This is a genomic window from Variovorax sp. GW823-FHT02B07, from assembly GCF_058797695.1.
This window is the reverse complement of the sequence record NZ_JBXAJX010000002.1, coordinates 1,217,101-1,232,583: the sequence shown is the minus strand read 5'-3', so window position 1 is coordinate 1,232,583 and position 15,483 is coordinate 1,217,101. Positions and strand designations below refer to the sequence as shown.

The following is a 15,483-nucleotide window of genomic DNA, read 5'->3' as shown; positions in this document are numbered from 1 at the left end:
GCGCTCAGGACGCCGGCAGGCGCAGGTCGCTCAGCTTGCGGTCCAGCTTGATGAGCCAGATGCGCGTCGGCCGCTCCAGGTCGGAGCCGCGCGTGATGCGCGCACTGGTGGCGCCCGCGGGGCAGCCGCTGAAGAGCTTGCCGGTGGCATCGACCGTGCAGTCTTCGACGCTGCCGGCCACGGTCTTTCCATCGGCGCCGAGCAGCACGGTGCCCAGGCCGAAGTCGTTGTCGTTCACCAGCGCCAGCGTCTGGTCATCGACGACCGTCAGGCCCTCGGCCTTCTCGGCCAGCCAGCCCAGCACGTTCAGGTCGAGCAGCTCGGTCTTGCGCATCGTCACCACGGTCGAATAGTCGACGCCATTCGACGGGGCCTGCGTGATGCTGCTGATCTCGAGGTTGTGGTTGAACTCCGGGGCTGCGATGTTCGTCGCGTTGGCCGGCAGCTCCACCAGCATCAGCTTGTTGAACACCTTGCCGTCGCCCTTGCGCGCGCCCTGCTCGATCACGATGAAGCGGCCGTTGCCCAGGCTCACCATGTCGCCGAGCTTGGCGTTGCCGGTGCGGTCCTTGTCGTACTGGCTGCCGTCGATCGGGTAGGCGTAGAGCTTGGAGGTCTCGGTGGCCGGATCGAACGCGAGCCAGCGCGTGAACTTGGCGATGTGGCGCACGTCGGTGTTGCTGCCGCCCGGCGGCTTGGCCTTGATCGACTTGCCGTTGGCGTCGCGCGGATCGATCGGGCTCTGCAGGAAGCCGTGCAGCACGCCGCTGGCCACGTCGAGCGTCAGGCCTTCCATGCCGCGGTTGGGGCGGCGCTGGGCCAGCACGGCCGGCAGGTCGGTGGCGCCGGGGCCGGGCGCGTACTTCTTCTCGATCACGCCGCTGGCGATGTTCAGGCGCGCGATGAAGGGGCCGTACTCGTCGCTGGTCCACAGCACGTTGCGCGCCTTGTCGAGCACCAGGGTCTCGGGGTCGAGGCCGTTGGCGTCGTAGCCTGCCTTGGCTTCGTCGAACTTGTACTCGTCGGTCAGCGGGGTCTCGCCGGTCGAGCCCACGCCCGAGCGCGGCGGCAGGCCGGTGATCTTCTTGCCGGCATCGAGCCGCAGCGGCACGCTGGTGCTGAGCACCGCGCCGGTCTTGCCCACGCGCACAACGCCGAAGCTCGGTGCGAACGACGGCGCCGGGAACACCTTGCTGATGCTGGTGACACCGTCGCCGCCGCCGGGCACGGGCGCGGTCGGGCCGTCGCCGTTGGGGCCGCGGTCGGTGATGGCGTAGAACTCGAGCGCGCCGTCGTCGGCCTTGCCCTTGAACGCCAGGCCCGAGCCGTAGGCCGGCAGGAAGCCCTGCGGAAAGTCGGCCTTGATGTCCGTGCTGTCGCCCTCGTAGGGCACGTGGAAGCGGGTGTCGGCCTGCAGCTGATAGCGCGTGACGGCGATGCCGATGGCGCCGAGCTGGTTCGTCTGCGTCGACGCTTCGGTGACCGGTGCACCCAGCCGCGAGGCCAGCGTGTCCTCGAAGTGCTCTCGGGCCAGCATGCGGCGGTTCGCGTCGACCATGCGGGCATTGTAGGGAGCGGGCAACGCGGCCAGCACCGCGTTGAGCGCAGTGTGGAAGGCGTCGGGCGCGGCGTTGAAATCGAGCGCGCCGGCCGTCAGCGCGGCCTTGAGCGCGGGCGTCAGGCGGATGCCGTTGGCGGGGTCGCGGTCCTCGTCGAAGCTCTGCAGCGCGAGCAGGCGATTGACCACGGCATCGGCCTTCACGTCGCTGCCGCCGGCCAGGGTGAGCGGCGTGATCGCGTCGCCGCAGGCGGCGCTGCCCAGGGCCAGCGCGCCGGCGCTGAAGGTGACGGTCTCGCCGTCCTTGCAGATGAATTCGCCCTTGGCGTTGGTGGCGGCCTTGGCGGCGCTGCCGGCCACGTAGTCGAGGCCCTCCACGGCGGCATCCAGGAAGGTGCCGGTTTTCGACTGTGCAGCGGGCGGATTGGTCGTGCCACCGCCCACCGGGAACGACCAGCCGCCCCCGCCGCCGTTGCCGCCGCCGCAGGCGGTCAGCACCGCGCCAGCGCCCACGAGCGCCAGCCATCCCATCCTCGATCCTCTTGTTGTCTTGCGCATTGCTTGTTGTCCTTGTGATGCGCCCGCGCAAAGGCGCAAGCCCCGGCGATTAATGCCGAGGCAGATGACAAGCCCGTGAAACTGCAACCGAAAGGTTGCGGTGGTCGGCGCCTTTTCAGCGGCCGCTGCCGTCGCGCTGGCGGTCTTCGCGCTTCACCGCGAGGTAGGTGTCGAGGTCGACCTCGTGCAGCTGGCGCGGGTAGCGCTCGGCCGCCGCGAACCAGTAGCGCTGCCGGCGCTCGGCCGGGTCGTTGGCGCCGGTGGCCAGGTAGGCGTCGAGCGTGAGGAAGTAGCGCATCGCATTGCGCTCCACCAGCCCGCGCAGGCCGCGGATGTACTCGGGCTGGCCGTCGGCGCCCTTGCCCACCACGGTGAAGCCCACCTTGGAACTGCCGAAGGTCGCGAGGTAGGCCTGCGTGGCAAGCCGCACCATCGTGTTGTGGTTGTAGCCGTAGCTGAAGTGCAGGAAGGTCTTGCGCTCGTCGAGCGCCACCGCTTCGAGCCGCACGCGGTAGTTGCTGGTGCCGAACGGGCCGGTGTCGGCCGACATCTCGACCTGCAGGTGCTCGGGCGTGGCGCTGGCCACGCGGTAGGCAAAAGGCAGCTCGAAGGCCTGGTCGACCGGCTTGTCGTAGCGGCGCACCACGAACAGCGTGAGCGTCTCCTTGCCCTGCGGCGAGGTGCTGATGCGGCAGCGCCGGTTGTTGATGTGCAGCGTGAGCAGTTCGCACCAGTGGTCCGAGCCCTTGAGCGCCGCGCTGACCTTCGACAGCGGGTGCTCGACCACGGCGTAGATGTCGCCCTCGAGGCCGCCGGGCGTCTCGGTGGAATCGAGTTGCACGGGACGCCCGAAGCGGCTCTGGTCGAGCTTGTCGCTGAGCTTCTGGTGCTCGGCGCGCAGGGCCTGGGCACCCGCGGGCGCGGAGGCCTCGGGGGCCGCCGCCTGCGCCAGCAGCGACACGCCGCAGCAGGCGGCCACCGCCAGGATGCGCTTCCACGAAACCGGCACGGGGGGCGAACTGCTCATCATGGGGCTACACGATACCCCGGTTCCGCCGCACCAGCAGCAGCATCGCCCCCGCCAGCAGCGCCGCGCCCAGCCATTGGCGCGGCGCCATCGGCTGCGCCAGCCACAGCGCCGCGAGCCAGGCCGCCACCAGCGGCTCGATCAGCGTGCCGACCACCGCCGCCGTCGGCGACAGCCGGCGCGCGCCCCAGGCGAAGGCCAGGTAGGCCACCGACGTGGTCGCCACGCCGGTGTAGGCCGCGCCCGTCCATTGCGCCGCGCCCTCGGGCCAGGTGATGCCGTTCGCCACCGCGACACTGAGCATGCACAGCGCCGCGGCGCTCATGCCCCACGCGGACGCGGTGACGGCCGGCACCCGCGCCGGCATGCGCGCGTTGCCCAGCACCACCAGCGCGTAGCAGACGGCCGAGCCGAAGGACCACGCGAGCCCGGCACCGTAGCCCGTCGGCAAGGCGCCCCAGCCAGCGGCCGGCATCACCAGCAGCAGCACGCCCGCCAGCGCCAGCACGAGGCCGCCGAGCAGGCGCGCACCGAAGGGTTCGTAGCCGCGCAGCACCGACACGCAGGCCACGATCAGCGGCGCGCAGCAGATCGAGATCACCGTCGGCAATGCCGCGCCCAAGTGCGCGATGCCGGCGAACCAGCAGCTCACGTTCAGCGCCATCGCGGCGCCGGTGCCGACGACGTGGCCCTGCTCGCGCCGCGTCAGGTGGCGCCACCCGGCATGGGCGACCGGCGCGCGCCGCGTCGCCTGCCAGTGCAGCCACCACAGCAGCGGCATGCCCAGCGCGAAGCGCGCCAGCGACAGGCTGTGCGGCGCGATGCCGCCGTCGATCAGGAATTGCGCCACCAGGGCGCCGCCGCCCCAGAGCACGCCGGCCAGCAGCACGCCGCCCCAGGCCAGGGCGGCCGTTGTTCTTGCATTCATGTTGAAACTCTCCGTGAGGCCCGTCGCCTCGGCGTCGCGTCGACGCATTGCCGGGGGCGGGCATGACCATCCGGCCACCGCCCGGCCTGTCTTCGCTCAGCGGAAGAAGGCGGACGGCAGCGACCACTTGCGGGCCTGACGGGCGCGGCGCGAGGCGCGCGCGAACGTCAGCGGCAGGTCGACGAAGGGGGAGAGTGATGCAGGTGCATGAGCGGCCGATGATAGGAGCGGCGCCCCGCGCCCACAAGAGAGAATCGCCGGCATGTGCCCTGCCCTTTCTCACTGCATGCCATGAAGCGCCAAGGTCGACTCGTTCGTTGGGAGGCCGAGCGCGGCTTCGGTTTCATCCGCAGCCCGGAGGTGTCGGCCGACGTGTTCGTGCACCTGCGCGACTTTCGCGACCGCCAGCTGAGGCCGCAGGTCGGCATGGCGGTGCACTTCGAAGAGATCCATGTCGGCGGCAAGGGGCCGCGTGCGGTGGCCGTGGAAGCGGCTGCGGCCTCGGCGGCTGCCGTGCCTCGTGCAGCATCACGCCCGCAGCCTCGCCGGCCTTCGGGTCGCAGCACGGCCGGCACGCCGTGGGGCGCGTGGCTGATCGGGGTCTACGCGCTGGGCCTGGGCGCCGCCGTCTGGCTCGGCCGCCTGCCGCTGCTCGCGCTGGCGGTCGTCGCGGGGCTGAGCCTGCTCACCTTCGGGGCCTACGCCTTCGACAAGCGCGCGGCGCAGGCCGGGCGCTGGCGCACGCAGGAAAGCACGCTGCACCTGCTCGCGCTCGCGGGTGGCTGGCCGGGCGCGTGGTGCGCGCAGCAGCTGCTGCGGCACAAGTCGAGCAAGGCGAGTTTCCTGTGGAGGTTCTACGTCACGGTCGCGCTGCATTGCGCGGCGCTGGGGGCGTGGGTGTTCTGGCTGTCGAAGCACGCGGCCTTCGGCTGACCGCGCCTTCGACCAGGCCTCAACGCACCTTGCGTGAAGGCTTGTTGAGCGGCTTGCTGCCGTTGTCGCGCGGCGGCAGGCCCGTGTGCTGCGTGAGGATGCGGCCCTTGGAGGGCTTCACCGGCGCCAGCCTGACTGGCGCCGCGGCCTTGGCGGCCACCGGCGCGGAGGTCGAGTTCTTGCGGCGCGCGCTCGTGTAGCCGCCATCGGTCAGCGGCTGCCACGTCGGGATCAGATGGTGCTTGCCGTTGCCGATGAGGTCGGCGCGGCCCATGCTCTTGAGGGCCTCGCGCAGCAGCGGCCAGTTGTTGGCATCGTGGTAGCGCAGGAAGGCCTTGTGCAGGCGGCGGCGCTTGTCGCCGCGCACGATGTCCACCGTCTCGCTCTCGCGCGTGATCTTGCGCAGCGGGTTCTTGTTGGTGTGGTACATCGTCGTCGCCGTGGCCATCGGGCTCGGGTAGAAGGTCTGCACCTGGTCGGCACGGAAGCCGTTCTTCTTGAGCCAGATTGCGAGGTTCATCATGTCCTCGTCGCTGGTGCCCGGGTGCGCGGCAATGAAGTACGGAATGAGGTACTGCTTCTTGCCCGCCTCGGCCGAGTACTTCTCGAACATCTGCTTGAACTTGTCGTAGCTGCCGATGCCGGGCTTCATCATCTTGGTGAGCGGGCCCTGCTCGGTGTGCTCGGGCGCGATCTTCAGGTAGCCGCCGACGTGGTGCTGCACCAGCTCCTTCACGTACTCGGGCGACTGCACGGCCAGGTCGTAGCGCAGGCCGGAACCGATGAGGATCTTCTTGATGCCCTTGAGCGCCCGCGCGCGGCGGTAGATCTTGATGAGCGGGTCGTGGTTAGTGCCCAGGTTCGGGCAGATGCCTGGGTACACGCAGCTGGGCTTGCGGCACGCCGCCTCGATCGCGGGGCTCTTGCAGCCCAGGCGGTACATGTTGGCCGTGGGGCCGCCCAGGTCGGAGATGGTGCCGGTGAAGCCGCTGACCGAATCGCGGATGGCCTCGACCTCCTTGATGATCGAGTCTTCCGAGCGGCTCTGGATGATGCGGCCCTCGTGCTCGGTGATCGAGCAGAAGGTGCAGCCGCCGAAGCAGCCGCGCATGATGTTCACGCTGAAGCGGATCATTTCCCACGCGGGAATCTTGGTCGCGCCGTCGTGGCTGCCGTTCTCGTCGGCGTAGCGCGGGTGCGGGCTGCGCGCATACGGCAGGTCGAACACGTGGTCCATCTCGGCCGTGGTGAGCGGAATGGGCGGCGGGTTGATCCACACGTCGCGCGCGGTGGCGCCCTCGCCGTGCGCCTGCACGAGTGCGCGGGCGTTGCCGGGGTTGGTCTCGAGGTGCAGCACGCGGTTGGCGTGGGCGTAGAGCACCGGGTCGCTGCGCACCTGCTCGTACGACGGCAGGCGGATCACCGAGCGGTCGCGCGGCGGCACGGCGATCTTGCCGCGGCCTTGCAGCGCCGGGTTGGGCACGAAGTTCAGCGGCTTGATGGCGGGGTTGACGACCGAACCGGCGGCAGAGCCCGCGGCTTCGGCGGCCTTAGCGACAGCTTCGGCCTCGTCTTCCTTCGCGCAGGTGGCGCCGTTGGCCTTGGCCTGGTCGGACACCATCAGGTACGGGTTGACGTGCGCCTCGACGCGGCCCGGCTCGTCGACGCTGGTGGAGTTGATCTCGAACCAGGCCTCGGGCGTTTCACGGCGCACATAGGCGGTGCCGCGCACGTCGGTGATCTGCTGCACCGGCTCCTTGGCGGCCAGGCGGTGCGCGATCTCGACGATGGCGCGCTCGGCGTTGCCGTACAGCAGCAGGTCGCACTTGGCATCGACGACGATGGAGCGGCGCACCTTGTCCGACCAGTAGTCGTAGTGCGCGATGCGGCGCAGGCTGCCTTCGATGCCGCCGAGGATGATCGGCACGTCGTTCCAGGCTTCCTTGCAGCGCTGCGAATACACGATGGCCGCGCGATCGGGGCGCGAGCCGCCGACGTCGCCGGGGGTGTAGGCGTCGTCGCTACGGATCTTCCGGTCCGCCGTGTAGCGGTTGATCATCGAATCCATGTTGCCGGCCGTGACGCCGAAGAACAGGTTCGGCTTGCCCAGCACCTTGAAGGGCTCGGCGCTTTGCCAGTCGGGCTGCGCGATGATGCCCACGCGAAAGCCCTGCGCCTCGAGCATGCGGCCGATGACCGACATGCCGAAGCTGGGATGGTCGACGTAGGCGTCGCCCGTGACCACGATGATGTCGCAGCTGTCCCAGCCGAGCGCGTCCATCTCCTTGCGCGAGGTCGGCAGGAACTTGGCCGTGCCGAAACGGGCCGCCCAGTACTTGCGGTAGCTGGTCAGCGGCTTGGCGGCACGCGCAAAAAAGGAGACGTCGACGGGGGCGTTCATCGGTGGGAGCGGACAGCGCCGGGGCGCCGCCTGTGTGGGCAACCCTCGATTTTAGGGTTTTCCAGCATTTCTGTCGCCCTGAAGATCCCTTGCCCCGGGATGCGAGGGCTCTTATTTGATTGCCAAAGTCAATCAACTTGAATGACAATGGCAACCATGCCCACGCCAACGCCCTCCGTCGACCCGTCCGCCGTCAAGGCCATCCGCCGGTTCAACCGCTTCTACACGCGCCGCATCGGCGCCCTCGACCCCTACCTGGGCAGCGACCTGTCGCTGACCGACGTGCGCGTGCTCTACGAGCTGGCGCACCGCGAAACCCCCGTCGCCAGCGAGATCGGGCGCGACCTGGGCTTTGACGCCGGCTACCTCAGCCGCATCCTGCGCCGCTTCGAAACCCACGGCTGGCTCACGCGCGAGCCGCACCCGCGCGACGCGCGCCAGAGCGTGCTGCGCCTGACGGAAGCCGGCCATGCCGCGTTTGCGCCGCTGCAACAGAAATCGCGCGACGAGGCCGCCGCCCTGCTCGCGGCGCTGCCGCCGGCGCAGCAGAACCAGCTGGTGCAGGCCATGGACACGGTGCAGGCGCTGCTCGAACCGGCCGCATCGCCGGCCCGTCCCCAGGCGGCTGTGCTGCGCGACCCCGCGCCCGGTGACATCGGCTGGGTGGTGCAGCAGCACGGCGAGCTGTACGCGCGCGAATACGGCTGGGACCACCGCTTTGAAGCGCTCGTGGCGGGCATCGCGGGCGAGTTCCTGCTCAAGTTTCAGCCCGAATGGGAGCGTTGCTGGATCGCCGAGCTCAACGGCGAGCGCGTCGGCGCGATCTTCGTGGTGCGCAAGTCGGCCACCGTGGCGCAGCTGCGCATGCTGATCCTCACGCCGGCCGCGCGCGGGCTGGGCCTGGGCGGGCGCCTCGTGGACGAGTGCATCGCCTTCGCGCGCCGCAAGGGCTACAAGAAGATGACGCTGTGGACCAACAGCTGCCTCACGGCCGCGCGCAGCATCTACGCCAAGCGCGGCTTCCAGCTCACGCACTCGGAGCCGCACGAGGGCTACGGCCAGCCGCAGGTGGGCGAGACGTGGGAGCTGAAGCTGTAGCGCCTACTGCATGTACCAGCCGTGGCTCACCACCAGCGACTGGCCGGTCAACGCATTCGTCGGGAAAGCCGCGAACAGCAGCGCCACGCGCGCCACATCGTCCGTGGTGGTGAACTCGCCATCCACCGTCTCCTTGAGCATCACGTTCTTGACGACCTGCTCCTCGGTGATGCCCAGCGTCTTCGCCTGTTCGGGAATCTGCTTCTCGACCAGCGGCGTGCGCACGAAGCCCGGGCAGATCACGTTGGCGCGCACACCGTGCTTGGCGCCCTCTTTCGCGACCGTCTTGGCCAACCCGATGAGGCCGTGCTTGGCCGTCACGTACGGCGCCTTCAGCAGCGACGCCTCCTTGGAGTGCACCGAGCCCATGTAGATCACGCTGCCGCCGCGGCCCTGTGCGTACATGTGCTTGAGGCAGGCCTTGGTGGTGAGGAACGCACCGTCCAGGTGAATGGCGAGCATCTTCTTCCAGTCGGCGAAGCTGAACTCGTCGACCGGATGCACGATCTGGATGCCGGCATTGCTGATGAGGATGTCGATGCCGCCGAAGGCCTTCGCGCCCTCTTCCACCGAGGCATTGACCTGGTCTTCATTCGTCACGTCGACGCCCACGCCGATGGCCTGCGCGCCCGTGGCCTTCAGCTCGGCGGCGGTCGCGTCGGCCGCTTCCTTGTTGAGGTCGGCAATGATGATCTTGGCGCCTTCCTGCGCGAACAGGATGGCGATTTCCTTGCCGATGCCGCTGGCCGAGCCGGTGATGTAGGCGACCTTGTCCTTGAGTTGCATGGTGAAGCGTCCTTGGAAGTGGTGGATAGGAAAAAAGCGAGCAAGAACCGGGCACGCGCCCGGCTGTCTTCCCTCAGCGCGACAGCCCCGGCCGCTTGATGCGCCCGGTGCCCGGCTCGCCGAGGTCGAAGGTGGTCACGCCGTTCACCGTGGCGTCGGCGCGCAGCGTTTCGGGGTGGGCGAGCGTCTTGCCCATGTCGCGCACGCCCGATTCCCAGTGCTCCTCGACCGCGGCGCGCGAGAACTCGTAGTCCTTCGACTCGAGCTCGTACGTCTTGTCGCGGTAGATCAGGTGAAAGATGTCGATCGGCTCGTGCGTGAGCTGCGCCTGCACCTCGACCACGCTCGGGTCGTTGCGCAGGCCGGGCGGCAGCTTGGCGATCAGGTCGGCAATGGCCTGCTGCAGGTTCATGTTGGCCGCCAGCGCATCGGTGTTCAGGCGCGTGCGGCTCGAGTAGGTGATGTCCTTCTGGCGCTCCATCACGCCCGACAGCGTGTGCGGCATCTCGCCGCGCGCGTTGAACAGGTCGACCTGCAGCACCACCAGCGCCTCGGAGCGCGGGTGCGTGTCGAGCACGTACTGCAGCGGCGTGTTCGAGACGATGCCGCCGTCCCAGTAGTCGTCGCCGTCGATGTGCACCGGCGCAAAGCCCGGCGGCAATGCGCCGCTGGCCATGATGTGCTCGGGGCCGATGCGCTGGCGCGTGTTGTCGAAGTACACCGAGTTGCCGGTGCGCACGTTGACGGCGCCCACGCTGAAGCGCGCCTCGCAGGCGTTGATGCGGTCGAAGTCGATGAGCCGCTCCAGCGTGGCCTTCAGCGGCGAGGTGTCGTAGTAGCTCAACAGCGGCGCGGCACCGCCCAGCAGCAGGGCCGGCGAATAGCGCGGTTCGAAGAAACCCGGAATGCCGACCAGCGAGGCCATGGTGGCGCTCCACTGGTTCTGCGTGGCGCGGTCACCCAGCCACGACGGCAGGCGCTGCGCCGGCCCCGAAGACACCAGGTGCCAGAACTCACGCAGCCGGTCGACCCGCTGCGCGGGCGCATTGCCGGCGATGAGCGCGGCGTTGATGGCGCCGATCGACACGCCCGCGATCCAGTGCGGCTGCAGGTCGGTCTCGCTGAGCGCGGCGTACACGCCCGCCTGGTAGGCGCCGAGCGCACCGCCGCCCTGCAGCACCAGCGCCTTGCGGGCGGTGCGCATGCCTTCGCGGCGGGCGATGAAGGGATGGGGTGGTGCGTGCGAAGAAGAGGAAGCAGCGGTGGCGGCGCGAGGCTTTTTCTTGGGTGTCGTCGTCATGCGGTCATTGGACACCAGCCCCGCGACAGCCACCTGACCAGGGGCCTTTTCGCGGCTTCAGCCCGGACGAATCTCACATCTTCGGCAGCATCTGCCCGCGGATCTCGCCGCCCGGGTTGGCGGCTGTGTGGATGTTGGCGTACCACTTGCCGGCCACGAGGTCGGCCGCCTGCGCCGGCGTGAGCGTGGCCTGGCCCTCGATCGGGCTGGCCGGACTCGCGAAGGGCAACACCACGCCGGCATTCGCGCCCGCGGCGGCGGGCCCGTGGAAGTGGGCCGCCGTGGCCGGGCCGCTCAGGCCTTCGTAGGTGATCTTGTACTTGAGCACGTTGGTGTCGCGGTTGAGCCAGGCCTCGGCCATGCCGCTGCCGCGCGTCATGTTGGGCGGCACCTGGCTGGCCGCGTTCATCGCGCCGCTGAAGCTCGCGACGTTCGACTTCGACATCATTCCGCAGCCGGCCAGTGCGACGGCGGCCAGGCCCGCGACGAGGGTGCTGCGCCAGAGTGTGCGAGTGTTGTTCATGGTCGGGGTCTCCTGTGGATGAAAGCATTCAGCATAGGCAGACGCCGCCTGCGGCCTTGTCGGCCAGCGCCCCTTCTTCGCACGCCTGTGCAAGAGAATGCAACGATGATTTCCGACGACACACTCCCTTCCGCACACGACGTGGTCGCCTTCTGGCGCGATGCCGGACCCGAGCGCTGGTTCGCGAAAAGCGATGCCTTCGATGCCGCATGCATCGACCAGTTGGCCGCCGCCCACCAGGCCGCGGCCAGCGGCCGGCTCGACCACTGGGCCGACACCGCCGAAGGCGCGCTGGCCCTGCTGGTGCTGCTCGACCAGTTCCCGCGCAACGCCTGGCGCCAGAACCCGCACATGCTCGCCACCGACGGCCTCGCACTGGCCGTGGCGCGCCGCGCCGTCGAGGCCGGCTTCGACCGGCAGGCCGAGGCGCTGATGCAGCGCTTCTTCTACCTGCCCTTCATGCACTCGGAGGTGCTGGCCGAGCAGGAGCGCTCGGTGGAACTCAACGCCACGCAGGACGCCAGCACGCAGCACTTTGCCGTGCTGCACCGCGACATCGTGGCGCGCTTCGGGCGCTTTCCGCACCGCAACCAGATGCTCGGGCGCACGTCCACGCCGGAAGAGCAGAAGTTTCTCGACGAAGGCGGCTTCGCAGGCTAAGCAGCGTCGACATGCGCCGGCAGCGGCACGTCGCGCGTCGGCGACGCCTGCCCCGCCGGCTCGCCGATGGCGTCCTTCATCGAGCCGTAGGTGCGCGCATAGACCCAGGTGAACTCGGCGCCCAGCAGGAAGATCTGCGCCGAGTAGTACACCCACACCAGCACCACCACCAGCGAGCCGGCCGCGCCGTAGCCCGAGGCCACGCTGCTCTTGCCGATGTACAGGCCGATGAGGTGCTTGCCCACGGTGAACAGCAGCGCCGTCACCGCCGCGCCCACCCACACGTCGCGCCACTGCACCTTGGCGCGCGGCATGATCTTGTAGATCATCGCGAAGATCACCGTGACCATCGCGAAGCTGAAGACGAAGTTCACCACCTGCGCCAGCGTGGCCCAGGCGCCGAACATCGGCGACCACCACTTGCCCAGCGCCGCCAGTGCCGCGCTCGCCACCAGCGACACCATCAGCAGGAAGCCGATGCCCATGATCATGCTGAACGACAGCAGCCGCACGCGCAGCATGTTGAAGACGCCCTTGTTGCGGGTGCGCGCGGGGGCGCGCCAGATGCGGTCGAGCGCGTCCTGCAGCTCGCCGAAGACGGTGGTCGCACCCACGATCAACAGCGCGATGCCGACCACCGTGGCCACGATGCCCTCGGTCGGCTTGTTGACCGCCTGCAACATGCCCTGCACCGCCGCCGCGCCCTGCTCGCCCATCAGGCCCGAGAGCTGCGCAAAAATTTCGCCGCGCGCGGCCTCCTGCCCGAACACCAGGCCGGCCACCGCGATCACGATCAGCAGCAGCGGCGCGATCGAGAACACCGTGTAGTAGGCCAGCGCCGCGCCCATGCTCGGGGCGTAGTCGTTGGACCAGGAAGCGAAAGCGCGCCGGCAGAGATCGAAGAGTGCGCGAAGTCGAATGAGCATGGCGTCGGGTCCCGGTGAAGCAGTGCGCCTACGATAATCGTTCCACATGCATCCGTCCGCCCCCGCCGCGGCATCGCCGCCCGACCATCCCCAGCCCGCGTCGCCACGCGACCTTTTTGTTTCGTTCACCTGGCTCGCGCTGCAGGGCTTCGGCGGCGTCCTCGCCATCGTCCAGCGCGAGATGGTCGAGAAGAAGAAGTGGCTCACGCCCGACCAGTTCCTCGAGGACTGGGCCGTGGCCCAGGTGATGCCGGGGCCGAACGTGATCAACCTCGCGCTGATGATCGGCGACCGCTACTTCGGCCTGCGCGGCGCCGTGGCCGCGGTGGCGGGCATGCTCACCGTGCCGCTGTTCGTGATCCTCGCGCTGGCCGTGCTCTACGCGCACTACGCCGCCAACCCGCAGGTGGCGGCCGCGCTGCGCGGCATGGGCGCGGTGTCGGGCGGGCTCATCGCGGCCACGGGCATCAAGCTGATCCCGCAGCTGCGCAAGCACCCGCTGGGCTTTGCGACCTGCCTGGCGTTCGTGGCGCTGGTGTTCGCAGCCATCGCCCTCCTGAAGATTCCGCTGGGGTGGGTGCTGCTCGCGGTGGGCGGCGTGGCCTGCGTATGGACCTGGAAGAAGATTTTCCCATGACCATCGCGATGCAATGGCACGACTGGCTGGCCCTCTTCGGCCAGTACCTGCTGCTGTCGCTGCTGTCGATCAGCGGCGCGATCACCACGGTGCCCGACATGCACCGCTACCTCGTGGCGCAGCACGGCTGGCTCACCGAGGCGCAGTTCACCTCCTCGGTCGCCATCGCCCAGGCCGCGCCCGGGCCCAACGTGCTGTTCGTCGCGCTGATGGGCTGGAACGTCGGGCTCAACGCGGGCGGCGGCATCGGCGCCGGGCCCATGGCCTGGTTGCTGGGCTTCTTCGGCCTGATGGTCACCATGGTCGGCATCATGCTGCCGAGCACCACCCTCACCTACGTCGCCACGCGCTGGGGCCATCGCAACCGCACGCGCCGCGAGGTGCGCGCCTTCAAGCAGGGCATGGCGCCGGTGGTGGTCGGGCTGCTCATCGCCACCGGCTGGGTGCTGGCCGGCGGCAACCAGTCGAGCGGCGTGCCGGCCTGGCACCTGTGGCTGCTCAGCGGCGTGGCCGCGCTGGTGGTCTGGCGCACGCGCATCCACCTGCTGTGGCTGCTGGGCTGCGGCGCGGCGCTGGGCGCGGTAGGCTTCGTTTGAGCCTTTTTCCTTTCTGCATACTTTTTCTTTCAGGAGCCCTCTGCCATGTCGCAACTTCGTCCGCTCGGCCGTTCCAGCCTTCGGGTGTCTCCCCTCGCCTTCGGTGGCAACGTGTTCGGCTGGACCGTCGACGAGGCGGCCTCGTTCAAGCTGCTCGACGCCTGGCTCGACGCCGGCTTCAACTTCGTCGACACCGCCGACGTCTACTCGGCCTGGGTGCCGGGCCATGTGGGCGGCGAGTCGGAAACGATCATCGGCAAGTGGCTCAAGCACAGCGGCAAGCGCAACCGCTTGGTACTGGCCACCAAGGTCGGCAAGCCGATGGGCGAAGGCAAGGTGGGCCTGTCGCCCAAATACATCCGCGAAGCCGTCGAGGCGTCGCTCAAGCGCCTGCAGACCGACTACATCGACCTGTACCAGTCGCACGACGACGATGCCAACACGCCGCTCGAAGACACGCTGGGCACCTTCGACGCGCTCATCAAGGAGGGCAAGGTGCGCGCCATCGGCGCCTCGAACTACACGGCGCCGCGGCTGGCCGAGGCGCTCGACGTGTCGGAGCGCCTGGGCATCGCGCGCTACGAAAGCCTGCAGCCGCTGTACAACCTGTACGACCGCGCGGTGTTCGAGGACGCCCTGGAGCCGCTGTGCCTCAAGCGCGAAGTGGGCGTGATCAACTTCTACGCGCTGGCGGCGGGCTTTCTCACCGGCAAGTACCGCACTGAGGCCGATGCGGCCAAGAGCGCACGCGGTGCCAACACCACCAAGAAGTACCTGAACCCGCGCGGCCTGCGCATCCTCGATGCGCTCGACAAGGTGGCCCAGCAGTACAACGCCAAGCCCGGCCAGGTCGCCATTGCCTGGCAGATCGCACGGCCCGGCGTGACGGCGCCGATCGCCAGCGCCACCTCGCTGGCGCAGCTCGAAGAGCTGGTGGTGGCTACGCAGCTCAAGCTGGACGCGGGCACCATCGACATGCTCGACCGGGCCAGCGCCGAGACGCCGGCCTGACGAGCCTCGGCTAGCCGTCGACCGGGTTCAACGACGTCGCCAGGATGCGCTGGTAGAACGCCACGTCGAGCCAGCGGCCGAACTTGAAGCCGGCCTGCCGCACGGTGCCTGCATGCGTGAAGCCCAGGCGCTCGTGCAGCGCGATGCTGCCGGCGTTCGAGGCGTCGATGGCGCCGACCATCACATGCACCTCGCGCGCGATCGCCTCGGCCACGATCGCCTCCATCAGCGTGCGACCCAGGCCCTCGCCGCGGTGCGCGGCGTCGACGTACACCGAGTGCTCGACCGTGTACTTGTAGGCCGGAAAGGCGCGGAACGTGCCGTAGCTTGCGAAGCCCAGCAGCTTGCCGTTGTCGTCCACCGCACCGATCACGGGAAAGCCGCCGGCGCGCTTGGCGGCGAACCACGTCACCATGTTCTCGGGCGTGCGCGGCTTGTAGTCGTACAGCGCGGTGGAGTTGACGATGGCCTCGTTCAGGATCGCCAGGATGGCGCCTGAATGGGCTTCTTCGGTGCAGGCGATGAGACGCATGGTGTTTCT

At 69.0% G+C, this 15,483-nt stretch carries 15 protein-coding genes; 6 read left to right on the top strand and 9 right to left on the bottom strand.

The window, feature by feature from the left end; translation table 11 throughout:
• Nucleotides 1-4: 4 nt before the first annotated feature.
• The 3 genes from AC1RGU_RS16675 to AC1RGU_RS16665 all read right to left on the bottom strand — a co-directional run bounded on the left by AC1RGU_RS16675 (nucleotide 5) and on the right by AC1RGU_RS16665 (nucleotide 4,071).
• A complete protein-coding gene (locus AC1RGU_RS16675; RefSeq protein ID WP_492696918.1) occupies nucleotides 5-2,089 on the bottom strand; it encodes an esterase-like activity of phytase family protein in 2,085 nt (694 codons plus the stop codon).
• 142 nt (nucleotides 2,090-2,231) lie between these two features.
• Nucleotides 2,232-3,143, bottom strand: coding sequence for a hypothetical protein (locus tag AC1RGU_RS16670; protein ID WP_062481616.1), 912 nt, complete (start codon nucleotides 3,141-3,143; stop codon nucleotides 2,232-2,234).
• A 7-nt stretch (nucleotides 3,144-3,150) separates the two neighbouring features.
• The gene (locus AC1RGU_RS16665) at nucleotides 3,151-4,071 is read right to left on the bottom strand and encodes a DMT family transporter (RefSeq protein WP_492696917.1); all 921 of its coding nucleotides are present in this window, start codon (nucleotides 4,069-4,071) and stop codon (nucleotides 3,151-3,153) included.
• A gap of 291 nt (nucleotides 4,072-4,362) precedes the next feature.
• Here AC1RGU_RS16665 and AC1RGU_RS16660 point away from each other — a divergent pair, with 291 nt between their 5' ends.
• A complete protein-coding gene (locus tag AC1RGU_RS16660; protein ID WP_492696916.1) occupies nucleotides 4,363-5,004 on the top strand; it encodes a DUF1294 domain-containing protein in 642 nt (213 codons plus the stop codon).
• A gap of 19 nt (nucleotides 5,005-5,023) precedes the next feature.
• Here AC1RGU_RS16660 and AC1RGU_RS16655 read toward each other — a convergent pair whose 3' ends face one another.
• The gene (locus AC1RGU_RS16655; protein ID WP_492696915.1) at nucleotides 5,024-7,405 is read right to left on the bottom strand and encodes a YgiQ family radical SAM protein; all 2,382 of its coding nucleotides are present in this window, start codon (nucleotides 7,403-7,405) and stop codon (nucleotides 5,024-5,026) included.
• Between the two features lie 156 nt (nucleotides 7,406-7,561).
• Here AC1RGU_RS16655 and AC1RGU_RS16650 point away from each other — a divergent pair, with 156 nt between their 5' ends.
• Nucleotides 7,562-8,503 carry a bifunctional helix-turn-helix transcriptional regulator/GNAT family N-acetyltransferase gene (locus tag AC1RGU_RS16650; RefSeq protein ID WP_492696914.1) on the top strand — a complete coding sequence of 314 codons (942 nt, stop codon included), beginning with the start codon at nucleotides 7,562-7,564 and terminating at the stop codon, nucleotides 8,501-8,503.
• Nucleotides 8,504-8,506: 3 nt separating this feature from the next.
• Here the strand turns inward: AC1RGU_RS16650 and AC1RGU_RS16645 are convergent, their stop codons facing one another.
• From AC1RGU_RS16645 to AC1RGU_RS16635, 3 genes are all read right to left on the bottom strand, one after another.
• Entirely contained in the window at nucleotides 8,507-9,289 is a 783-nt protein-coding gene (locus AC1RGU_RS16645; RefSeq protein ID WP_062481077.1) for a 3-hydroxybutyrate dehydrogenase, read from the bottom strand.
• A 73-nt stretch (nucleotides 9,290-9,362) separates the two neighbouring features.
• A complete protein-coding gene (locus AC1RGU_RS16640) occupies nucleotides 9,363-10,589 on the bottom strand; it encodes a patatin-like phospholipase family protein (protein ID WP_447744858.1) in 1,227 nt (408 codons plus the stop codon).
• 73 nt (nucleotides 10,590-10,662) lie between these two features.
• Nucleotides 10,663-11,112: a CHRD domain-containing protein gene (locus tag AC1RGU_RS16635; protein WP_070060984.1), complete on the bottom strand. Its 450-nt coding sequence runs from the start codon at nucleotides 11,110-11,112 to the stop codon at nucleotides 10,663-10,665.
• Nucleotides 11,113-11,217: 105 nt separating this feature from the next.
• Here AC1RGU_RS16635 and AC1RGU_RS16630 point away from each other — a divergent pair, with 105 nt between their 5' ends.
• The gene (locus tag AC1RGU_RS16630) at nucleotides 11,218-11,772 is read left to right on the top strand and encodes a DUF924 family protein (protein ID WP_492696913.1); all 555 of its coding nucleotides are present in this window, start codon (nucleotides 11,218-11,220) and stop codon (nucleotides 11,770-11,772) included.
• Here the strand turns inward: AC1RGU_RS16630 and AC1RGU_RS16625 are convergent.
• On the bottom strand, nucleotides 11,769-12,698 hold the full coding sequence (locus tag AC1RGU_RS16625) for a YihY/virulence factor BrkB family protein (protein WP_062481073.1): 930 nt from the start codon (nucleotides 12,696-12,698) through the stop codon (nucleotides 11,769-11,771). The two genes, AC1RGU_RS16630 and AC1RGU_RS16625, sit on opposite strands and share 4 nt — an antisense overlap.
• 46 nt (nucleotides 12,699-12,744) lie before the next feature.
• On the opposite strand from AC1RGU_RS16625, the gene AC1RGU_RS16620 reads away from it, so the two are divergent.
• Genes AC1RGU_RS16620 through AC1RGU_RS16610 form a run of 3 tightly spaced genes read left to right on the top strand, consistent with a single transcriptional unit; the run spans nucleotide 12,745 to nucleotide 14,942 of the window.
• The gene (locus tag AC1RGU_RS16620) at nucleotides 12,745-13,335 is read left to right on the top strand and encodes a chromate transporter (protein ID WP_492696912.1); all 591 of its coding nucleotides are present in this window, start codon (nucleotides 12,745-12,747) and stop codon (nucleotides 13,333-13,335) included.
• Nucleotides 13,332-13,931 carry a chromate transporter gene (locus AC1RGU_RS16615; RefSeq protein ID WP_070060988.1) on the top strand — a complete coding sequence of 200 codons (600 nt, stop codon included), beginning with the start codon at nucleotides 13,332-13,334 and terminating at the stop codon, nucleotides 13,929-13,931. The genes AC1RGU_RS16620 and AC1RGU_RS16615 overlap by 4 nt, the downstream gene beginning before the upstream one ends.
• Nucleotides 13,932-13,976: 45 nt before the next feature.
• Complete coding sequence (locus tag AC1RGU_RS16610; RefSeq protein WP_139704534.1) at nucleotides 13,977-14,942, top strand: aldo/keto reductase; 966 nt, start codon at nucleotides 13,977-13,979, stop codon at nucleotides 14,940-14,942.
• A gap of 10 nt (nucleotides 14,943-14,952) precedes the next feature.
• Here the strand turns inward: AC1RGU_RS16610 and AC1RGU_RS16605 are convergent, their stop codons facing one another.
• Complete coding sequence (locus AC1RGU_RS16605) at nucleotides 14,953-15,474, bottom strand: GNAT family N-acetyltransferase (RefSeq protein WP_492696911.1); 522 nt, start codon at nucleotides 15,472-15,474, stop codon at nucleotides 14,953-14,955.
• Nucleotides 15,475-15,483: the final 9 nt, after the last annotated feature.

What these genes read in the sequence shown, in the direction of transcription:
- AC1RGU_RS16640 (WP_447744858.1), bottom strand. Translation starts at nt 10,589, where the DNA reads ATGACGACGACACCCAAGAAAAAGCCTCGCGCCGCCACCGCTGCTTCC.
- AC1RGU_RS16610 (WP_139704534.1), top strand. Translation starts at nt 13,977, where the DNA reads ATGTCGCAACTTCGTCCGCTCGGCCGTTCCAGCCTTCGGGTGTCTCCC.
- AC1RGU_RS16620 (WP_492696912.1), top strand. Translation starts at nt 12,745, where the DNA reads ATGCATCCGTCCGCCCCCGCCGCGGCATCGCCGCCCGACCATCCCCAG.
- AC1RGU_RS16670 (WP_062481616.1), bottom strand. Translation starts at nt 3,143, where the DNA reads ATGAGCAGTTCGCCCCCCGTGCCGGTTTCGTGGAAGCGCATCCTGGCG.
- AC1RGU_RS16625 (WP_062481073.1), bottom strand. Translation starts at nt 12,698, where the DNA reads ATGCTCATTCGACTTCGCGCACTCTTCGATCTCTGCCGGCGCGCTTTC.
- AC1RGU_RS16635 (WP_070060984.1), bottom strand. Translation starts at nt 11,112, where the DNA reads ATGAACAACACTCGCACACTCTGGCGCAGCACCCTCGTCGCGGGCCTG.
- AC1RGU_RS16665 (WP_492696917.1), bottom strand. Translation starts at nt 4,071, where the DNA reads ATGAATGCAAGAACAACGGCCGCCCTGGCCTGGGGCGGCGTGCTGCTG.
- AC1RGU_RS16645 (WP_062481077.1), bottom strand. Translation starts at nt 9,289, where the DNA reads ATGCAACTCAAGGACAAGGTCGCCTACATCACCGGCTCGGCCAGCGGC.
- AC1RGU_RS16630 (WP_492696913.1), top strand. Translation starts at nt 11,218, where the DNA reads ATGATTTCCGACGACACACTCCCTTCCGCACACGACGTGGTCGCCTTC.
- AC1RGU_RS16650 (WP_492696914.1), top strand. Translation starts at nt 7,562, where the DNA reads ATGCCCACGCCAACGCCCTCCGTCGACCCGTCCGCCGTCAAGGCCATC.
- AC1RGU_RS16660 (WP_492696916.1), top strand. Translation starts at nt 4,363, where the DNA reads ATGAAGCGCCAAGGTCGACTCGTTCGTTGGGAGGCCGAGCGCGGCTTC.
- AC1RGU_RS16615 (WP_070060988.1), top strand. Translation starts at nt 13,332, where the DNA reads ATGACCATCGCGATGCAATGGCACGACTGGCTGGCCCTCTTCGGCCAG.
- AC1RGU_RS16605 (WP_492696911.1), bottom strand. Translation starts at nt 15,474, where the DNA reads ATGCGTCTCATCGCCTGCACCGAAGAAGCCCATTCAGGCGCCATCCTG.
- AC1RGU_RS16655 (WP_492696915.1), bottom strand. Translation starts at nt 7,405, where the DNA reads ATGAACGCCCCCGTCGACGTCTCCTTTTTTGCGCGTGCCGCCAAGCCG.
- AC1RGU_RS16675 (WP_492696918.1), bottom strand. Translation starts at nt 2,089, where the DNA reads ATGGGATGGCTGGCGCTCGTGGGCGCTGGCGCGGTGCTGACCGCCTGC.